This is a genomic window from Paenarthrobacter sp. Z7-10 (genome assembly GCF_026932795.1).
GTDB lineage: Bacteria > Actinomycetota > Actinomycetes > Actinomycetales > Micrococcaceae > Arthrobacter_M.
This window is the reverse complement of the sequence record NZ_JADPVH010000075.1, coordinates 1-16,107: the sequence shown is the minus strand read 5'-3', so window position 1 is coordinate 16,107 and position 16,107 is coordinate 1. Positions and strand designations below refer to the sequence as shown.

The window sequence follows — 16,107 nt, the reverse complement described above, 5'->3', positions numbered from 1 at the left end:
CGCTCATGATCCCACACCCACACCCGGACGAATTAGCACACTCTAATTATCTCACAATGAGGGCATAATTAACAGGCTCCCGACGAGGAAAACTCCCAAAAATCAAAGGAACCCGCCCGCACCTGAATGGCTATGTCCAGAGTCCTGGGCACTTCACCATCACTGGCCCAATTAACCCCACCTGAATCCATGAGGTCAATGGTGGCCCACCACCGGTCCATCTCGTTTCCGGACCACTCCAACAAATCAATAATGACCCGCGGGCTCAACCCCCACGTTCCCAGGATCCACCGTTGATTTTTCGCGTTGAGCGCATCCACAAACGATCTATACTCGTGCACATCCAACCGGCCACTCAACTCCCGGTCCCGCAGTCGGGACAGCCACCCGAGGTCGTCATCAAGAAGATGCAGAACCACTCCTTTGACGTTCCATTCGGCGGCAGCGGTCGGCAGCATCCACTCCTCGGCGGTCAGACTGGACAACAACTGCAATAATTCGCTGCGCTCCTCTTTCAAGTACGAGCGCACATCTCTTGGCCCCAAATCGCGAAGTTTCACGCTTCCCACACCCCATCTCGTCTAATGACTTCAGCCTGTATGGCGAACCGGCTGTAAGTGTCCCATGAACCGTCGGCCACAGGGAGGAAATGGCACGCCAGGACCATCAGGGGCACCGCCTTGGGTTTCGGCCTGATTGGTTTCCGTACAGCGAGAGGGATCGGGGGTGCCGAGAGCAAATGCAAGTAACGGTTAACGGGCACCCAGGTCCAAGGAAGCCATGTGTGGCCTATCCGGCACGGAATCAAAGGACTCCAGCCTTGACATACAGACCAACCGTTAGCGGACGCTTCGCGGGCGGGTCCTCTTGAGTGATTCCTCAACTTCCTTGGCGGTGCAGGATGGCCTGCATGACGAAGGTGAAGAAGAAAATTATGTACGCGATGAAGAACAACGCGCCGAGGCAGAACCATCCAATGGCGATCCAGCCGAGTACCCTGCCGGGCTTGGCGTCGATCCCATAAGCCTCGGCCTTCCTAGCCTGCGACAGGGCCAGCGGGCCGAACACGATTCCAAGCGTAAGGATGCCCAGAACGCCGAACAGGGTCGCATCACGCGCATGCTGAACACCTTGCATGTACCAGCGGAACTGGCCGAAAGTCATCGGCTGTACATCCGATGACGGGCTCGGGTAAGCCTGCGCTGCGCTTGGCGGGGTGGCTGACATGAGATACCTTTCGTGTCCGTGTGAAAATTCTGTCCGCTGGCCTGGTTAACGCCTGACCAGTTGGGGCTGGTCGAATCGCTGTCCCTGTGGATTGGACGGCAGCAGCGTCAGCACGAGCAGGGCGATCACTCCGAGGAACGGGACAAGGCCAATAAGAATCAACCACGCACTGAAGTTACCGTCATGCAGGCGGCGGGCCAAGAGGGCCAGGCTGGGGATGATGGTGGCCAGTCCCCACAGCCCGGCCAGCACCCCGTAAATGCCGAATCCCGGACCCATAACCCCTCCGGATGCCGAAGCCTGCTTCTGCGGTGAATATGACACTGGTGCTCCTTTGTCATTTGTTTCTCCGTGTGGTTCTGATCGTCTGGCATGTCATCGGACTGATCGAGCTTTGGCGGGGCCTATGGACTCCAAAATGTTCTGAACGACTAGGCCTGCGCTGGAAGTGCCCGTACCGGTATCACTATGACTGTTCGTTCCGGCATCGCATCGTGGTCTCGTTAGTGTCGATTGAAGAATATAACGGCCGCGGCAATGAGCAGACAAAGACTGGGAAATAGCGAAATCGCAGCGATCGTCCGCCCTCGACCAAATCCTTCACCCTTGCGGCGTGGATGGCGAAGCGAGTAAACACTGGAGGGCACGATGAGCAGCATCGCAACAATGACCAGGTCCTGTGGCGCCACGGTCACACTCAAGGCCGCGCAGTGTACGTGGGCTGATGGAGGGACGGTGGCCCTGCCTGCGCGGGTGTTGCCCGGGTTTGGGAACCGTCACTCTCGGGGCCGTGGAAAAGTAACCCGCATTGACCGAACCGGGTGTGTCGTGTCCGCGAAGTCCGGAACCGGGCCTTCGGGACCATTGCTGTCACCGCCATCGAATCGACTGTGGACGGAAGCGATGTGCGGTAGGCGCCATTGTGGAAATCCCCCAAGCAAAGACCCGCTGCATTGCGGGTGATATGAGGAGTTTGGCAGTAGTTGCTCAACATAACAAGCCGTATTTTGGGAATCTTTTACAGGCATTTTGCCGGGCTCGGCAGCCCAGACGATGCACTATTCTCACACCGCTTAGCGGCTTGAACCGAGAACTACTCGCGGTCGAACCGGGTGACACCGGCGTTCGTCAGGTGGCGGGCGGCCCCATGTGGAGCCTGCTACGGATTACGACTGGCATGGCGTGGCGGCTTATGGGGCGGGTCAGGCTAGAGGTGCAGGCTGTGAAGTGCCGTGATCCAGTTTCCCGCGATGGCGGGCTGCGCCGCGGTGAGGGTTATCCGGTGGGAGCAAACAGCGCGATGAAGGGTGTTCTCCACGGCGTCTTTCGGTTATAGGATGCCGGTGCCTTTGCTCGACCGTCGCCTTAAAGTTGCTTTTCTGTTGCCTTGAAGGGTTCATTCTGCGATGATGGACGCATGGAAGCAACGGTGCGTGATGGAATTTACGTCGATGCGACACGCATGGACATTCACGATCTAGTGCGCCAGCTCAACGAAAACGTTGGTGCTACCGTCGTGCAGACCATGGCCGGCGTGAAGGACCGCACCTCCCCGTACAAATGGGCCAAGCCCGCTGGCCCGGAGCCCAGACCCGAAGTCGAGGCGCGGCTGCGGCTCGGCTACCGGGTCTGGAGGACGCTCGAGAGGGCTGAGGGTAAACATATCGCTCTAGCGTGGCTATTGGGTGCCAACCCGCGGCTGGACGAGGAGTTGCCTGTGCTTTACATCCGGCAGCAACTCGGCCGCGAGGTCCTCGGCGCCGCGGAAGCCTTCGTCAATGACACCTACGCAGCGTGACCGCGGCGCGCACCTGCTCTAAGACAGGCCTTCGCCTCATTCAGGGAAAAGGGGAGATGAGCTTCAGAGTCGCCAAGGACCGCTATGGTGCGCTGTCCGTTCCTCAGAACACAATCGTCGGCCCCCTGCCGATCACCTCTACCACCAAAGCCTCCCCGGACGTCCGGGGCCGCTTCGACACCCTGGGATCCACGATTTACCTCGCGGACTCCAACCGATGCGCCTACGCCGAAGTGCTGACGGGGTTCCGAAAGAGTCGGGCATCGATCTCCAGGGCAGCCGAATCGATTGGCTGGACCGTGGATGACTACATCAAACAGGTGCTGACCGATGCCAAGTCCAACGGGATCGACGTCCCTTGGGCCGTCTCAGCCGACTGGCAGATGGACCGTTCGATCTACAGGATTCAGATGCCGGCCCGGGGCTGGTGGGTCCAGATGGACCATCCCGACACGCTCGCCGCGCTCGAAAGGCTGGCTCCCACGGTGTCGGGAATGACCGAGGTGCTGCAGCTACTCACAGCCGGGTCCATCAGCGGCGAGAACCGGGCCGTAACGACACTTCTTGCTGAGGTGATCAGGCAGCAGGTGCTTGATGATGGTTCCGAGGCGCTCGGCATCTCCTTCGCATCCAAAACGCTTTTCGGCCGATGCTGGGCTTATTGGGACCGCCGCTTCGACGGCGGCCTCCCACCTGGCTCCAACAACCTACGCCAGCTGGCCGCCGAGAACGTTGGCCCCGATCCGGACTTCGTCCATGTCGCCGCCCACTACGATGTCCCGCTACTGGGCCGCCACGCCTGACCGTCACGGAGCTCAGACGGAGGCTAGAGGTGCAGGATGTGAAGTGCGGTTGTCCAGTTTCCCGCGATGGCGTGCTGCGCTGCGGTGAGGGTTATCCGGTGGGAGCAGACAGCCCGGTGAAGGGTGTTCTCCACGGTGTCCTTCGGGTTGTAGGTTGCGGTGCCCCGGCCCGGTTCGGTTCCACCCACAGGTTCGACACGGAGTTCGCCCCGCCGAGCTCCAGGCTGACCAGGTGGTCGTACTCTATGGCCCGGTTCGCTTTGAGCCCGTATTGGGACAGGCTCGCAGTCTTGAATTTCGCCATGACGTACGAGCTGGGCCGGACCTTCGTGGTGTATCCGCTCCTGCAGATGGTCGTGCCAATGTTCTTCTGCGTTACCGCCGGATCAAAAGCGCCGGGCGTGCAGCGGGCATCGGAAAGGTACAGCCCGGAGCGGCTGTTCACGACCCGCAGGTGACAGGATTTGGCGTTGAGGTGCAGGTCCGTCACCATTGTCTTTCCGGGATGGACGCTGCGCAGCGCCGGCACGGCGGCGTCAGCACGGCGGCGTCAGCGGTGGCCGCCGGACCCAAGACCCCCAGGAGTATGCAGAAAGCAGTGAAAATGGCGATGGCAGCCTTGGAGGCGCGGGTGCGGAGACGGGTCACAAGGTCAAGAAGTACAGTACCTTTGGCCCGCGCGCAAACGGCGCCTCTGTCTCCCCGGCAGCGCTGGTGGGCGCTGTGGTTCGGGCCGCTTCCTGGAGAGCCGCTGGGGCACATATTAGGACTGTGGAATACGACCCATATTGTGTAGGCTTCTGGTCTGGCAAAGCGGTACACGAGGAGGACGGTCACGGGCATGGCAACTATTTACGACGCAGTAGGTTCCGGCGTTCAAGAATCCCAGGAAGACTCTCTGGAAGAGCTGCAGTTCGCCCAGACACCGGACGCGAAATCAGTGGTCCTTGAACTCGATGAACCGGATGCTTTGGAAGATGGCGTCAGCTTTGGTGGGGAGTTTATCGCCGAAGAGCTCATCGTTTAGGTAATCCCCCAAGCGGACGACGAGTTCACCTGCTACCCGTGCTTCCTGGTTCGGCATCGGTCCCAGATTGCGCGCACCAACGATGGACATTCCTTCTGCGAAGACTGCGAGAGCTGACCACGCTGATGCATCATGCGTTTTCTTCCCGGGTCCGCTTTTTGCGGGTAGCAACTTCGAGCATGAAAGAACATGCTTGGCCAGGTGTTCGGTCACATGCTTTGCGTGCAGGGCTGGGAATCGTTGGTAGCCGTTGTTCTCCTCGGCAACTGCCGCAAGGAGAAGCCATCCGAAAAGCCGCCGAGCTCGGCCACACAGGGGACCAAACGGCGTACTTTGTAAGCCATGGCTGAAGTGAGCGCACTCCACATCCTGACTAGCACCCGCGAGCTGCTGGAGCAGGTCGCCGCATCACGCCATCAAAGCGTTGATCAGGTCCTTTTAGCCACCTTAGACACGGTATCTCGTGATGACCGCCGCCGCCGCCGAGCTGCCGTAGAAGCTCTTGCAGTCAAGGATGACCCGGCAGAGCTTGCTGAGATTCACGCGATACAGCAGGACCGGGCACTTCTGCACGAGGCCTGAGTCTTACCGTTAGTCGTCAGGGTTTAGGCCTGCATCGGCGGCGACTTCCTTAGGTGGCACGGACTGCTTGCCTGAGCGGCTCCGCAATGTCTCAGCGATCACCAGCTCGTCAATGGCCGGCAGCAGGGCCGAGTACAGCGTGAACGAGATAACAGCTGCCTCCGGTACACCGTCCGCCCCGAAGACGACCGGCTCAGCAGTCAACCCTTGTGCTCGGAACCGTTCGAGTGCTTCCGCCAGTTCATCCGAAGCTTCGCTGCTCGACAGGACTAGTGTCATGCCGCAATCATGCTCCGGCTAGGCACTTTATGGGCTAGGAATCCTGCGTCTCGGATTGCCTGGGGTCAATGGATGCTCTTCTAGTTGCCGGCTTAACTCAAGCACATCTTCGAGTCGCCAGACCAACCCGCCATTTAGGAGAAAGGGCTGTCCAGGCTCCTCCGGGTCCTCTGCGGGTGCCGGGAAGAAGGTTCCGATCGACGTACCTTCGGGGCGGCCGGCTTTGATCCATGCTTCGCGGCGGCCGCGGTAAGCCCGCACTGTTACAGGCCGAACCCCCAGAAAGTCAGCGAGGCCCTGTCCATCTACGAGCTTGTTCAAGCTCTTTGGAGTGCCCATCTGCTGCGTCATGTTGCCAGTTTCTCAGATACCCGAAGGTATTGCAACGCATCAGCTACGGTTATAGTATTGTTTTATAGCGAACATGCTATAGAAGTTTAGAGGAGAAGATATGCCCGCCAACCCCGCCTTCACCAAGAGCATCGCCGAACGCGCCGCTGGTCCTATCCTCGTAGTCGTCGCGCTAGCGGGAACGGTGCTGTCTTTCTCTGGCATTCGCAGTCTGGCCTTGGCTTCGGGTTTTAGCGCATGGCTGGCTTGGCTCCTTCCTGTTTCCATCGACGGCATGGTCTTGGCCGGCGTCCTACAGGTCCTGGGCGCGACAGCCTCAGGCACTCGTGTGCGCTATGGCTGGGCGCTGACAGCTGCTGGGGCCGTCGTTTCTGTCGCCGCGAACTCGCTTACAGCCTCATCCGCACTTTTGGCCGCCGTCCCCCAAGACATCACCTCGGCCGTCGTTCATGGTCTGCCGCCTGCCACGGTGCTGATGACGCTCGAGGCTTGGCTCTCTATTCGTCGTGAGGGCATCCGCAAGGAGCGCACCACTGCAGCCAATACCCAGCTCCGAGTGGCCGGCCTGGGCGGAAGCATCTTCCAAGGATTTGAGCCGTTGGAGCAGTGTCACCGCCGTTTTGCGCAGGCTATGGGGCTTCGTCCACTCCATTTCCACGTCGATGCCGGCCGCTCTTTTAGCCTCCCCAAAGCTTCGTCGCATGTTTCCCATCCGAAGCCATGTGCCCTTCCGACTGACGAATACCGCGTCGATGGGATTGAAGGCCGGATTGTTAATGCTCCGTCGCAGCAGAATGTCGACAACGAAGGCAGGGAGCTCGATCTCGTACTCGCCTCCGCCGGATTTTCGTCGGTCCTGGTAGAAGAATCGACCCTTTTGTACGATCCCACTTAAGTCGCGCTGGCCCCGCTCTTCCACGAGTGTTGCGTGTATGCGCGCCCTCTTGGCGTCGAGGTCGACGTCGCCCCATGTCAGTGCCAGGCATTCACCAATCCGCAAGGCTGTCCCGAGCATCACTTCGAAGACGTCCTGCAGGTGCTCACTCTTCGGCGGCCCGCACTGGCCTGGTCCCGACCGCCAATCACGGATGGCGTTCCGCAAGGTCAGCAGATCCTTGTCGCTGAGGGCTCGAGGGGGTTTCTTGTTCTTCACCGGCAGTCTCACAGAGGCGATCGGATTCGCCCGAACCAGGTCGTCTTGTGCGGCGAAATCAAACGCCTGATTCAATATCGTCCGGCACAGCCTAGCGGTCGTGTAACCGGCGTCGTCCGAAATGAGGCTTGCAAGGAACGCCTTCGCTTGGCTTGATCGGAGCTCCCGAACCTTTAGCCTTCCAATGCCCGGCACAATGAACGCTCGGATGTAATAGTCGTAGCCAGCTTTCGTCTGGGTTCGGATTTCGCCAACGGAGGACAAATCCGTGACGCTCCGCGCGGCGAGCCAAATGTTCACGAGGGTCTCTACAGTCGGATCGCTCGGTAGGGAACCGCCGGAACTCTGCCACTCCTCAATCTTGGATTTAAGCCGGTTTTGAGCCTTTGCCTTGGTAGTCGCGAAAACGGTTAGCGTTCGCGTTTGGCCGCTGTGCTCCCGGATAGTGACCCAGGCCCTATGTCGACCGTGGGCGTCCGGCAACTTTGATACTCCAAGAAGGCCGAAGCCACCTGCGGGGATGCGCCCCCGGGCCATCAGGCTGCGCTCCGGCGGCTAAGGGCCACCCATTTTTCTACGTCCTTGCGGTCGTAGCGCAGGCTACCGCAGGGGAATTTGATGTAATCCGGTCCGAGCCCCGCCGACGACATGTTTGCCAAGGTCTTTGGGCTCAGGTTGATCCACCGGGCCACCTCCGCCCGCGTCATCAGCTGCTCGGGTTTATCTTGGGCCGCGCGAGGCAGTCCCATGTTCACGTTGTTGTTCACCCTGTGCTTCTATGCACGCCTGGCCGCGGCGGGTGGCCTATTTGAGGCTCTCCCCGAAAACAATTCTTGTACAATTCTTGTATTTGCTGGTTTTCGCGGCACAAAAAATCCCTCCTGAGCTACGTTTCCGCAGGTCAGAAGGGGTTTAGGGGAGCCTCCTGCCGGATTCGAACCGGCGACCCCCTGTTTACAAGACAGGTGCTCTGGCCAACTGAGCTAAGGAGGCGTGCGGCCAACTGCGCGCCCGGCCGGCAGAAAAAATCACCGAGACCGGCGCAAAGCCAGCTCAACAAGATTAGCCCAGGGGTGCCCGCAACGCTAAATGCGGGCACTCCGAGCTCGAACCGCAGTCTACTTTTTGGCGTCGATGATCTTCTGAGCGAAGGCCTGGAAGTCGCCGCTGCCGTCCCATTTCTTGCCGTCCACGAAGACGCTGGGGGTGCCGGTGATGCCATAGGCCTGGGCCTCGTCGCTGATCACCTTTACATATGGTCGGAAGGTTCCCTCATCCACACAGGTGCTGATGTCCTTGGCGCCGACATCGGTGGCAAATTGCTTCAGCTCGTCGTTCTTGAGGCCGGCACTGTTTTCGGGCGGCTGCACGGAAAACAGCTTGGTGAAATAGTCGCCGTACTTTTCCGGGGAGCTGTTGACCACGCAGGCGGCAGCATTAGCTGCGCGGGAGGAGTAGTTGGTGGTGGAGGAACGGTCCAGGAAGCCCAGGTCGCGGTATTCCACAGTGGCCTTTCCGCTGTCGCGCCACTTCGCCAGGGCGTCACCGTTCTGGTCCTCGAAGTTCTTGCAGATGGGGCAGATGAAGTCCACATAGGCCACGATCTGGACTGGTTTTCCGGCGGCGCTTGCGGCGATGCCGGGCGGCACGACGGCGGCACCCGCCGCCGTGGGCGTCGGGGACGACGTCGGCACGCCGGCAAGGTTCACGGTGGCCGGTGTCGACGCGGGAGGAGCGACGACGGTGTTGTTCTTACCGAGCACCACGCCGCCGTTGGCGTTGGCGTGGGCCGGGACAGGTCCGCTGTCCGCGATCGGGGCGGCGCTCCGGTTTGCCTGGAGAAGGAGCAATGCCACCACCACCACGATGGCGACGGCGGCCACCAGGACGCCCCCGCGGATCAGCCAACCATTGCGCTTTTCCTTTTTGGCCTGCGCTTCCCGGATACGACGGGCGTTCTCCCGGGCTTGCGTGGTCTTCTCGGCCTTGGTGAGCCGTGGCTCGTTCGTGGGGCTCATAATTCCTCAGGTCGGTGGGCGCGGCAACTGCCGCGCGGCGGCAACTCCCCCATTTTAGGGCAGGAACCTTGGTGCTCCTGCCCGTCCCGGCCCAACGAGCAGCTGCGGCGGATGATTCCCGGACCTATAAGCTGGCTTATAAATGACCTCCAACCGCGGGAGCAATGTTGCAGAATCCCTCAGATCACCGGACAGAGTCCGGCCACCTCAAAAACCGACTTCCACCGACCAGTCAGCTGCCGGTGATCGGAGCGGGTGGACCTCAAGGCGACTATGACTTCCTCGTGGTCTCCAACCGGCTGCCGCTGGACCGCGAAATTCAGGACGACGGCGACGACGGCTGGCGGCGTTCTCCCGGCGGTCTGGTCACTGCGCTGGCACCTTTGATGAGCCGGGCGGACGGCGCCTGGGTGGGCTGGCATGGGGCCCCGGACGAGAAGGTCGATCCGTTCGACCACGACAATATGCATTTGGTCCCGGTCAGCCTGAGCAGCAGCGAGGTGGAGGACTATTACGAGGGCTTTGCTAATGCCACGCTCTGGCCGCTCTACCACGACGTCATTGCCCCGCCGGAGTTCCACCGCACCTGGTGGGACGCCTACCGCACCATTAATCACCGGTTCGCCGACGCCGCGGCCCGCACTGCAGCCCGGGGCGCCACCGTATGGGTGCAGGACTACCAGCTGCAGCTGGTCCCGCGCTATCTGCGGATCAGCCGGCCGGACCTGCGGATCGGGTTCTTCAACCACATTCCGTTCCCGCCGCCGGAGATCTTTGCCCAGTTACCGTGGCGCCGCGCCATCATCGATGGACTGCTTGGTGCGGATTTGATTGGTTTCCAGCGGCCCAATGACGCGGCCAATTTCCTGCGCTCATCGCGGCGCTTCCTGGGTGCCAATGTCAAGGCCAAACAGGTCCACGTCAGCGGTCCGGACGGAACGATCAGCCACATCGCCCGCGCTGAAGCCTTCCCGATCTCCATCGATGTTGACCAGATCCAGCAGCTGGCCCAGCGCGAGGATGTCATTGAGCGCTCCCGGCAAATCCGCCATGATCTGGGCAATCCGAAGACCATTCTGCTGGGTGTAGACCGGCTGGACTACACCAAGGGCATTACGCACCGGCTCAAGGCCTACGGGGAATTGCTCACCGACGGCCATGTGCAAGTGACGGACGCCACCCTGATTCAGGTCGCGAGTCCCAGCCGTGAGCGGGTGGAAAGCTACCGGCTGCTGCGCGAGGACGTCGAGGGCAGCGTCGGGCGCATCAACGGCACCTTTGACACCATCCAGAACACGGCCGTGCGCTACCTCCATCACAGCTATCCGGTGGAGGAGATGGTGGCGCTGTACCTTGCCGCGGACGTCATGCTGGTCACGGCCCTGCGCGATGGCATGAACCTGGTGGCCAAAGAGTACGTCGCCTCCCGCGTCAACAACACTGGGGCCCTGGTGCTGAGCGAATTCACCGGGGCGGCGGACCAGCTCCGGCAGGCGTTGCTGGTCAATCCGCATGATATCGATGGTCTGAAGTCGACGATCATGACGGCCATTAACCTCAGCCCGCTCGAGGCGGGCCGCCGGATGCGGGCCATGCGCCGGCAAGTCCTGGATCACGACGTGGAACGCTGGTCGCAGGATTTCCTGCGCGCGTTGGACGAAAAAGCGGTCCGCGATGACAGGTAAAGATGCCGCAGCGCAAGGCCCGGCGGAGCACATAACGGATGCACCGAAGGCAGCGGGCGGACGCGGGCCGGCCGGAGGACCCGCGCGGCCGGCCCTGCCCGCAGAGCTGGTGGCCGCCGTCGAACGCCTCTGCAGCACGGACCGCCTGCTGGTGGCAATGGATTTCGACGGCGTGATGTCACCGCTGGTGCCGCGGGCGCAGGACGCGCGTCCGCTGCCCGGTTCCGCTGCGGCTTTCGCCTCGTTGGCAGGGCTTCCGCGCACGACGACGGCGCTCATCTCCGGACGGGCGCTGGCAAGTCTGCGCGCGGTTGCCTCCCCGCCGCCGGTAAGCCTGCTGATCGGCAGCCACGGCGCCGAAGTCTGGCTGGGGCCGAATGCCGAACCGCTCGTCCTCGAGCCTGCCGCCGTCGAACTGCTGGACGAAATTACCCGCATCCTGGAGGAAGTCGCCGCCGATCATGCGGGCACCGCCGTCGAACTCAAACCTGCCGGCGCCGTACTGCACACGCGGCAGGCCGCCGACTCTGTGGCCGCTTCGGCCGTGGCGGGGGCGCACGCCCGGCTCGACGACCTCGCCGGAGTCTATGTAAGCGAAGGTAAACGGGTGCTGGAAATTTCCGTGGTCCGGGCGGACAAGGGCCAGGGGCTGCGCACGCTTCAGGCGGCGTCACAGGCCACAGCGGTCCTCTTTGCTGGCGACGACGTGACGGATGAAGATGGATTTGCGGCGCTTGGAAACACGGATGTGGGCGTCAAGGTAGGGTCCGGGCAGACCACTGCGGCCTTCCGCATCGACTCGACCGAGGACGTTCCTGCCTTGCTGGAACTGGTTTTGGCCGGGCGCACCGCGGCGACTGGGGTGTCATGAAACGTCCGCGCACAAACTTGTATGTCATACTGATCCTGTGATTCACCACACACATCGTGTGTGGATCATGAAGCTCAACTGAATAATCACCATTCACAACGGATCGTTCGGCACGTACCTGCCGATGAAGGGATTGAAGACTGTGGCTACAGTTACGTTTGACAACGCTACGCGTTTATACCCGGGCACCGAGAAGCCTGCGGTGGACAAACTCAGTATTGATATCGCCGATGGCGAATTTTTGGTCCTCGTTGGACCCTCCGGTTGCGGTAAATCCACTTCACTGCGCATGCTCGCGGGGCTGGAGGACGTCAACGCCGGCCGCATCCTGATCGGCGAACGGGACGTCACCGATGTTCCGCCGAAGGACCGCGACATTGCCATGGTTTTCCAGAACTATGCCCTGTACCCGCACATGTCCGTTGCGGACAACATGGGCTTCGCGCTGAAGATCGCAGGCATTCCCAAGGAAGAGCGTGCCACCCGGGTCAAGGAAGCCGCCAAACTGCTGGACCTTGAGGCATACCTGGACCGCAAGCCGAAGGCGCTCTCCGGCGGCCAGCGTCAGCGTGTTGCGATGGGGCGCGCGATCGTCCGTAACCCCCAAGTCTTCCTGATGGATGAGCCGTTGTCCAACCTCGATGCGAAGCTGCGCGTGCAGACCCGCACCCAGATTGCCTCGCTGACCCGCCGTCTCGGCGTCACCACTGTCTACGTCACACACGACCAGGTCGAAGCCATGACCATGGGCGATCGGGTTGCCGTGCTCAAGGACGGCGTGCTGATGCAGGTGGACACCCCGCGGAACCTCTACGACAAGCCGCTGAATGTCTTCGTTGCCGGCTTCATTGGCTCCCCCGCGATGAACCTGCTGGAGCTTCCCGTCGTCGACGACGGCGTGAAGTTCGGTGGCGCGGTCTACCCGGTCCCCCACGATGTGCTGAAGGCCGCGGCCGGCAAGACCGTAACCCTGGGCGTCCGTCCCGAGGACCTCGAAACCGCTCCGGAAGGCGAAGGACTGCCGGTTGAGGTGGATGTCGTCGAAGAACTCGGTGCGGATGCATACATTTATGGCCACACCACGCTGGACGGCAAGGACCACGACATTGTGGCCCGTGTTGACGGACGCCGCCCACCGCTGAAGGGCGACAAGCTCCACGTCCGCCCCCAGCAGGGGCACATTCACCTGTTCGACAGCACGTCCGGCCTGCACCTGGGCGACTGACTGCGTCGCCGGCCCGCCATATTCGGATCGGCGACCTAACCACCGGGAGCGGCGGCAACCTTCGGGATGCCGCCGCTCCGGCCGTTTTAGGGAAGAATTGAGCCATGACGGATTCCGCAGGCGCCAAGTGGACGGATGAACCAACAGATTTTGAGCAGCGGGGCAAGTTGCCGCGGCCGGAGGCGCCACCGGCGCGGGTGCTCGGATCGCTTAACATCACCGCTGCCTCCTCTGACCCGGGTCTGCTGGATCTGCCCTGGCACCTGACGTTGGAGGACTGGCCCAGCGAAAACCTCGCAGCCCTGCCTCGCGGCATCTCCCGGCACGTGGTCCGCTTCGCCCATCTGGGTGGCTCCGTGATTGCGATCAAGGAAACCAGCGAGCACATAGCCCGGCACGAGTATCACATGCTGCGCAAACTGCAGCGCCTCGATGTGCCCTGTGTGGAACCCGTGGCGGTCATCACCGGCCGGACCACGGCGAACGGTGCACCGCTGGATCCGGTGCTGGTCACCCGGCATCTTAAATTTTCGCTGCCCTATCGTGCCCTTTTTTCACAGATGCTGCGTCGGGATACCTTGACCCGGTTGATTGATGCCCAGGCCCTGCTGCTGGTGCGCCTGCACCTCGTGGGTTTTTACTGGGGCGATGTGTCACTGTCCAACACCCTGTTCCGCCGGGACGCCGGGGCGTTCGCGGCCTACCTTGTGGACGCCGAAACGGGCGAGCTTTACCCGGACCTTTCCACCGGCCAGCGCGAGTACGACCTGGAAATTGCCCGCGTCAACATCGCCGGCGAACTGATGGACCTGCTGGAGGGGGATCTGATCGAGGAGAAGGTGGACCCGGTGGCCACCAGCGAACTGATCATGGACAGCTACCGGCGGCTGTGGACCGAGCTGACGGAAAAGGAGTCCTTTGAGCTTGGCGAACGCTGGCGCGTTGGCGCCCGCATCCGCCGGCTCAACGAGCTGGGCTTCGACGTGGAGGAGTACGCAATCAAGACCACTCCGGACGGCTCCACCATCCAGCTCCAGCCAAAGGTGGTCGACGCCGGGCATCACCAGCGCCGGCTGCTGCGCCTCACGGGTCTAGACGCACAGGCTAATCAGGCCCGGCGGCTGCTCAATGACATGGACACCTACCGTGCGGATAACAACCCGGATCTGGACGAGGAGATCAGCGCCCACTCGTGGGTCAGCCACGTCTTCGAGCCCATCGTGCGGTCCATTCCGCGCGAGCTCTCCGGGAAACTGGAACCGGCCGAAGTGGTCCATGAAGTGTTGGAACACCGCTGGTACATGTCCGAGAAACAGGACCGGAATGTGCCCTTGGCCGAGGCTGTGCAATCCTACCTGGACACCGTCCTGCGCCATCGGCGGGACGAGGCCGCCATCATGCTCACCGCGGACACAGATATCCTCAAAATTCTGGAGGGTGGTTCGCTCGGCCCGGACCCCGACGACGACGCAGAGGTTTCGGAGGACGACGCGGACGACGACGACGACGCCACCAGCCCAGTGGGCCGGCCCGAGGGTGGCTAGGGCCTGACCGGTGCGGCACGCGCCGTCAGATGGCCTTGCCCGGGTTCAGCAGCCCATGCGGGTCGAAAAGCTGTTTGATCCGGCGTTGCAGCTCCAACACCTCGGGCTGCAGTTCCATAGCGAGCCAACGCTTCTTGAACTGTCCCACTCCGTGCTCGCCGGTGATCGTCCCGCCCATGGCCAGAGCCGTATCAATCGACTCGTCAAGAGCCGCGTTGAGCGCCACCAGGCTGCCGCCGTCGGTCTTCGCCACCCAGAACGTGGGATGCAGATTCCCGTCTCCGGCATGCGCCACCACACGAAGGCCTACGCCGTGACGAACCGCCATACTTTCCAAGGCCGCAATGTAGCCCACGAGCTGGGACCTGGGAACGGCCACATCTTCGCCCACGCTGTTCTCAACGTCCGCCTCCATGCCACGGCTGCCACGCCGAAGGTCCAGCAGCCGCTGCGCCTCCTCAGGGTCCTCATCGCTGATGTTGCCTCCGAGTGGAGCCAGCGCATCGCTTACTGCAGCGGCTTCCACCGCTGCGGCAAAGCCATCCGTTTGGATAAGCAGCAGGGCGCCGCCCCGACGGGCCAGGCTCGACCCGAGACGGCTGTCCAATTCCGCCAGCGAAGCTCCGTCCAGCAGTTCCATAATGGCCGGCTGCACACGTGCGGCGCCAACCGCCAGCACACCAGCCGCGGCGGCTTGAAAGTCGGGAAAGAACACGGCCAGCGTCCGGGTGTCCACCGGAAGGTACTTCAGTCTGAGCGTTGCCGCCACCACTATCCCCAACGTCCCCTCCGAGCCAACGAACAGTGAGGTGAGGTCATAGCCGGCGACCCCCTTGAAGGTCCGGTGTCCGGTGTGCAGCAACGATCCGTCGGCCAGCACCACATCCAGGGCAAGGACCGCATCCCTGGTCACTCCATACTTTGCACACCGCAGTCCCCCGGCATTAGTCGAAACGTTTCCGCCGATCGTGGAAATCCGGTAACTTGCGGGATCCGGTGCATACATCAGTCCGAATCGACCAGCAGCATCATTCAGGTCCGCATTCACCACACCGGGTTCAACAGTGGCCACCTCGTCCGCGGCATTGAGTTCAAGGATTCGGTTCATTCGTTCCAAGCTCAACACCAAGCAGCCCGCGGTAGCGTGCGCACCGCCAGAGACTCCGGTGCCCGCTCCACGAGCCACAATCGGAATCCGATGTTTAGCGGCCAAACAAACCACCGCCTGGACGGCGCACACGTCCCGGGGCCATGCGACGGCGAGTGGCTCAACGTAGTCCGTGACCGGCCCGCAGTCGGTCGCGTAGTCGACCAGTGTTGCCTGCGCGATGGAGTAGTCCTCCTCCGGCAGGGCATCCGACAACTCGATCAGGAACTGCTGCTGCAGGGAATGCTGGCTCATACCAACGACCCTACCTGTCCGCAGTGGCAGTCGGCCTTCCCGCGCGGTGAGCGGCCGCGGGTCCCGCACCGAATCTGGTGCCGGGGGTGGTGTCGGGGTGGTTAACGAGGGCAGGAGCCCCGCACATGGTGCGGGGCTCCTG

The 16,107-nt window shown here is 62.0% G+C and carries 15 protein-coding genes, 1 tRNA gene and 3 pseudogenes; 9 read left to right on the top strand and 10 right to left on the bottom strand.

Going from position 1 to position 16,107, the window contains the following annotated elements:
• Positions 1–68: 68 nt before the first annotated feature.
• The 3 genes from IV498_RS16985 to IV498_RS16975 all read right to left on the bottom strand — a co-directional run bounded on the left by IV498_RS16985 (position 69) and on the right by IV498_RS16975 (position 1,551).
• On the bottom strand, positions 69–530 hold the full coding sequence (locus tag IV498_RS16985; RefSeq protein ID WP_269048269.1) for a DinB family protein: 462 nt from the start codon (positions 528–530) through the stop codon (positions 69–71).
• Between the two features lie 349 nt (positions 531–879).
• Positions 880–1,164, bottom strand: coding sequence for a hypothetical protein (locus tag IV498_RS16980; RefSeq protein WP_269048268.1), 285 nt, complete (start codon positions 1,162–1,164; stop codon positions 880–882).
• 108 nt (positions 1,165–1,272) lie between these two features.
• The gene (locus IV498_RS16975) at positions 1,273–1,551 is read right to left on the bottom strand and encodes a DUF805 domain-containing protein (RefSeq protein WP_330059811.1); all 279 of its coding nucleotides are present in this window, start codon (positions 1,549–1,551) and stop codon (positions 1,273–1,275) included.
• A 1,093-nt stretch (positions 1,552–2,644) separates the two neighbouring features.
• Between IV498_RS16975 and IV498_RS16970 the strand changes: the two genes are divergently transcribed.
• Together IV498_RS16970 and IV498_RS16965 are read left to right on the top strand one after the other, a co-directional pair.
• On the top strand, positions 2,645–3,025 hold the full coding sequence (locus IV498_RS16970) for a hypothetical protein (RefSeq protein ID WP_269048267.1): 381 nt from the start codon (positions 2,645–2,647) through the stop codon (positions 3,023–3,025).
• 56 nt (positions 3,026–3,081) lie between these two features.
• Positions 3,082–3,828, top strand: coding sequence for a hypothetical protein (locus IV498_RS16965; RefSeq protein WP_269048266.1), 747 nt, complete (start codon positions 3,082–3,084; stop codon positions 3,826–3,828).
• A 91-nt stretch (positions 3,829–3,919) separates the two neighbouring features.
• On the opposite strand, the gene IV498_RS16960 is transcribed toward IV498_RS16965, so the two are convergent.
• Positions 3,920–4,321 carry a hypothetical protein gene (locus tag IV498_RS16960; RefSeq protein ID WP_269048265.1) on the bottom strand — a complete coding sequence of 134 codons (402 nt, stop codon included), beginning with the start codon at positions 4,319–4,321 and terminating at the stop codon, positions 3,920–3,922.
• Between the two features lie 348 nt (positions 4,322–4,669).
• Here IV498_RS16960 and IV498_RS16955 point away from each other — a divergent pair.
• Both IV498_RS16955 and IV498_RS16950 read left to right on the top strand, forming a co-directional pair.
• Positions 4,670–4,972: pseudogene (locus IV498_RS16955) on the top strand (DUF4193 family protein).
• A gap of 225 nt (positions 4,973–5,197) precedes the next feature.
• The gene (locus tag IV498_RS16950; protein WP_269048264.1) at positions 5,198–5,437 is read left to right on the top strand and encodes a hypothetical protein; all 240 of its coding nucleotides are present in this window, start codon (positions 5,198–5,200) and stop codon (positions 5,435–5,437) included.
• Positions 5,438–5,446: 9 nt separating this feature from the next.
• On the opposite strand, the gene IV498_RS16945 is transcribed toward IV498_RS16950, so the two are convergent.
• A complete protein-coding gene (locus IV498_RS16945) occupies positions 5,447–5,716 on the bottom strand; it encodes a hypothetical protein (protein ID WP_269048263.1) in 270 nt (89 codons plus the stop codon).
• 451 nt (positions 5,717–6,167) lie between these two features.
• Here IV498_RS16945 and IV498_RS19145 point away from each other — a divergent pair.
• Positions 6,168–6,614, top strand: a pseudogene (locus IV498_RS19145) (DUF2637 domain-containing protein); the annotation flags it as partial.
• A 60-nt stretch (positions 6,615–6,674) separates the two neighbouring features.
• Here the strand turns inward: IV498_RS19145 and IV498_RS19140 are convergent.
• From IV498_RS19140 to IV498_RS16925, 4 genes and pseudogenes are all read right to left on the bottom strand, one after another.
• Positions 6,675–7,082: pseudogene (locus tag IV498_RS19140) on the bottom strand (tyrosine-type recombinase/integrase); the annotation flags it as partial.
• 674 nt (positions 7,083–7,756) lie between these two features.
• Positions 7,757–7,987: a helix-turn-helix transcriptional regulator gene (locus tag IV498_RS16935; protein WP_269048261.1), complete on the bottom strand. Its 231-nt coding sequence runs from the start codon at positions 7,985–7,987 to the stop codon at positions 7,757–7,759.
• Between the two features lie 152 nt (positions 7,988–8,139).
• Positions 8,140–8,213, bottom strand: a tRNA-Thr gene (locus IV498_RS16930).
• Positions 8,214–8,338: 125 nt separating this feature from the next.
• A complete protein-coding gene (locus IV498_RS16925; protein WP_269048260.1) occupies positions 8,339–9,238 on the bottom strand; it encodes a DsbA family protein in 900 nt (299 codons plus the stop codon).
• A gap of 164 nt (positions 9,239–9,402) precedes the next feature.
• On the opposite strand from IV498_RS16925, the gene IV498_RS16920 reads away from it, so the two are divergent.
• The 4 genes from IV498_RS16920 to IV498_RS16905 all read left to right on the top strand — a co-directional run bounded on the left by IV498_RS16920 (position 9,403) and on the right by IV498_RS16905 (position 14,563).
• A complete protein-coding gene (locus IV498_RS16920; RefSeq protein ID WP_269048259.1) occupies positions 9,403–10,923 on the top strand; it encodes an alpha,alpha-trehalose-phosphate synthase (UDP-forming) in 1,521 nt (506 codons plus the stop codon).
• Entirely contained in the window at positions 10,913–11,794 is an 882-nt protein-coding gene (gene otsB, locus IV498_RS16915) for a trehalose-phosphatase (protein WP_269048258.1), read from the top strand. The genes IV498_RS16920 and otsB overlap by 11 nt, the downstream gene beginning before the upstream one ends.
• Before the next feature lie 142 nt (positions 11,795–11,936).
• Positions 11,937–13,019, top strand: a complete 1,083-nt coding sequence (locus IV498_RS16910) for an ABC transporter ATP-binding protein (protein WP_269048257.1) — start codon at positions 11,937–11,939, stop codon at positions 13,017–13,019.
• A gap of 104 nt (positions 13,020–13,123) precedes the next feature.
• On the top strand, positions 13,124–14,563 hold the full coding sequence (locus IV498_RS16905) for a DUF4032 domain-containing protein (protein ID WP_269048256.1): 1,440 nt from the start codon (positions 13,124–13,126) through the stop codon (positions 14,561–14,563).
• 25 nt (positions 14,564–14,588) lie between these two features.
• Here IV498_RS16905 and IV498_RS16900 read toward each other — a convergent pair whose 3' ends face one another.
• Positions 14,589–15,965: an FAD-binding oxidoreductase gene (locus tag IV498_RS16900; RefSeq protein WP_269048255.1), complete on the bottom strand. Its 1,377-nt coding sequence runs from the start codon at positions 15,963–15,965 to the stop codon at positions 14,589–14,591.
• Positions 15,966–16,107: the final 142 nt, after the last annotated feature.

Excerpts from the sequence above, each read along its gene's own strand:
- IV498_RS16950 (WP_269048264.1), top strand. The coding sequence starts at position 5,198 with ATGGCTGAAGTGAGCGCACTCCACATCCTGACTAGCACCCGCGAGCTG.
- IV498_RS16905 (WP_269048256.1), top strand. The coding sequence starts at position 13,124 with ATGACGGATTCCGCAGGCGCCAAGTGGACGGATGAACCAACAGATTTT.
- IV498_RS16900 (WP_269048255.1), bottom strand. The coding sequence starts at position 15,965 with ATGAGCCAGCATTCCCTGCAGCAGCAGTTCCTGATCGAGTTGTCGGAT.
- IV498_RS16960 (WP_269048265.1), bottom strand. The coding sequence starts at position 4,321 with ATGGTGACGGACCTGCACCTCAACGCCAAATCCTGTCACCTGCGGGTC.
- IV498_RS16965 (WP_269048266.1), top strand. The coding sequence starts at position 3,082 with ATGAGCTTCAGAGTCGCCAAGGACCGCTATGGTGCGCTGTCCGTTCCT.
- otsB (WP_269048258.1), top strand. The coding sequence starts at position 10,913 with ATGACAGGTAAAGATGCCGCAGCGCAAGGCCCGGCGGAGCACATAACG.
- IV498_RS16970 (WP_269048267.1), top strand. The coding sequence starts at position 2,645 with ATGGAAGCAACGGTGCGTGATGGAATTTACGTCGATGCGACACGCATG.
- IV498_RS16920 (WP_269048259.1), top strand. The coding sequence starts at position 9,403 with ATGTTGCAGAATCCCTCAGATCACCGGACAGAGTCCGGCCACCTCAAA.
- IV498_RS16945 (WP_269048263.1), bottom strand. The coding sequence starts at position 5,716 with ATGACACTAGTCCTGTCGAGCAGCGAAGCTTCGGATGAACTGGCGGAA.
- IV498_RS16980 (WP_269048268.1), bottom strand. The coding sequence starts at position 1,164 with ATGACTTTCGGCCAGTTCCGCTGGTACATGCAAGGTGTTCAGCATGCG.
- IV498_RS16925 (WP_269048260.1), bottom strand. The coding sequence starts at position 9,238 with ATGAGCCCCACGAACGAGCCACGGCTCACCAAGGCCGAGAAGACCACG.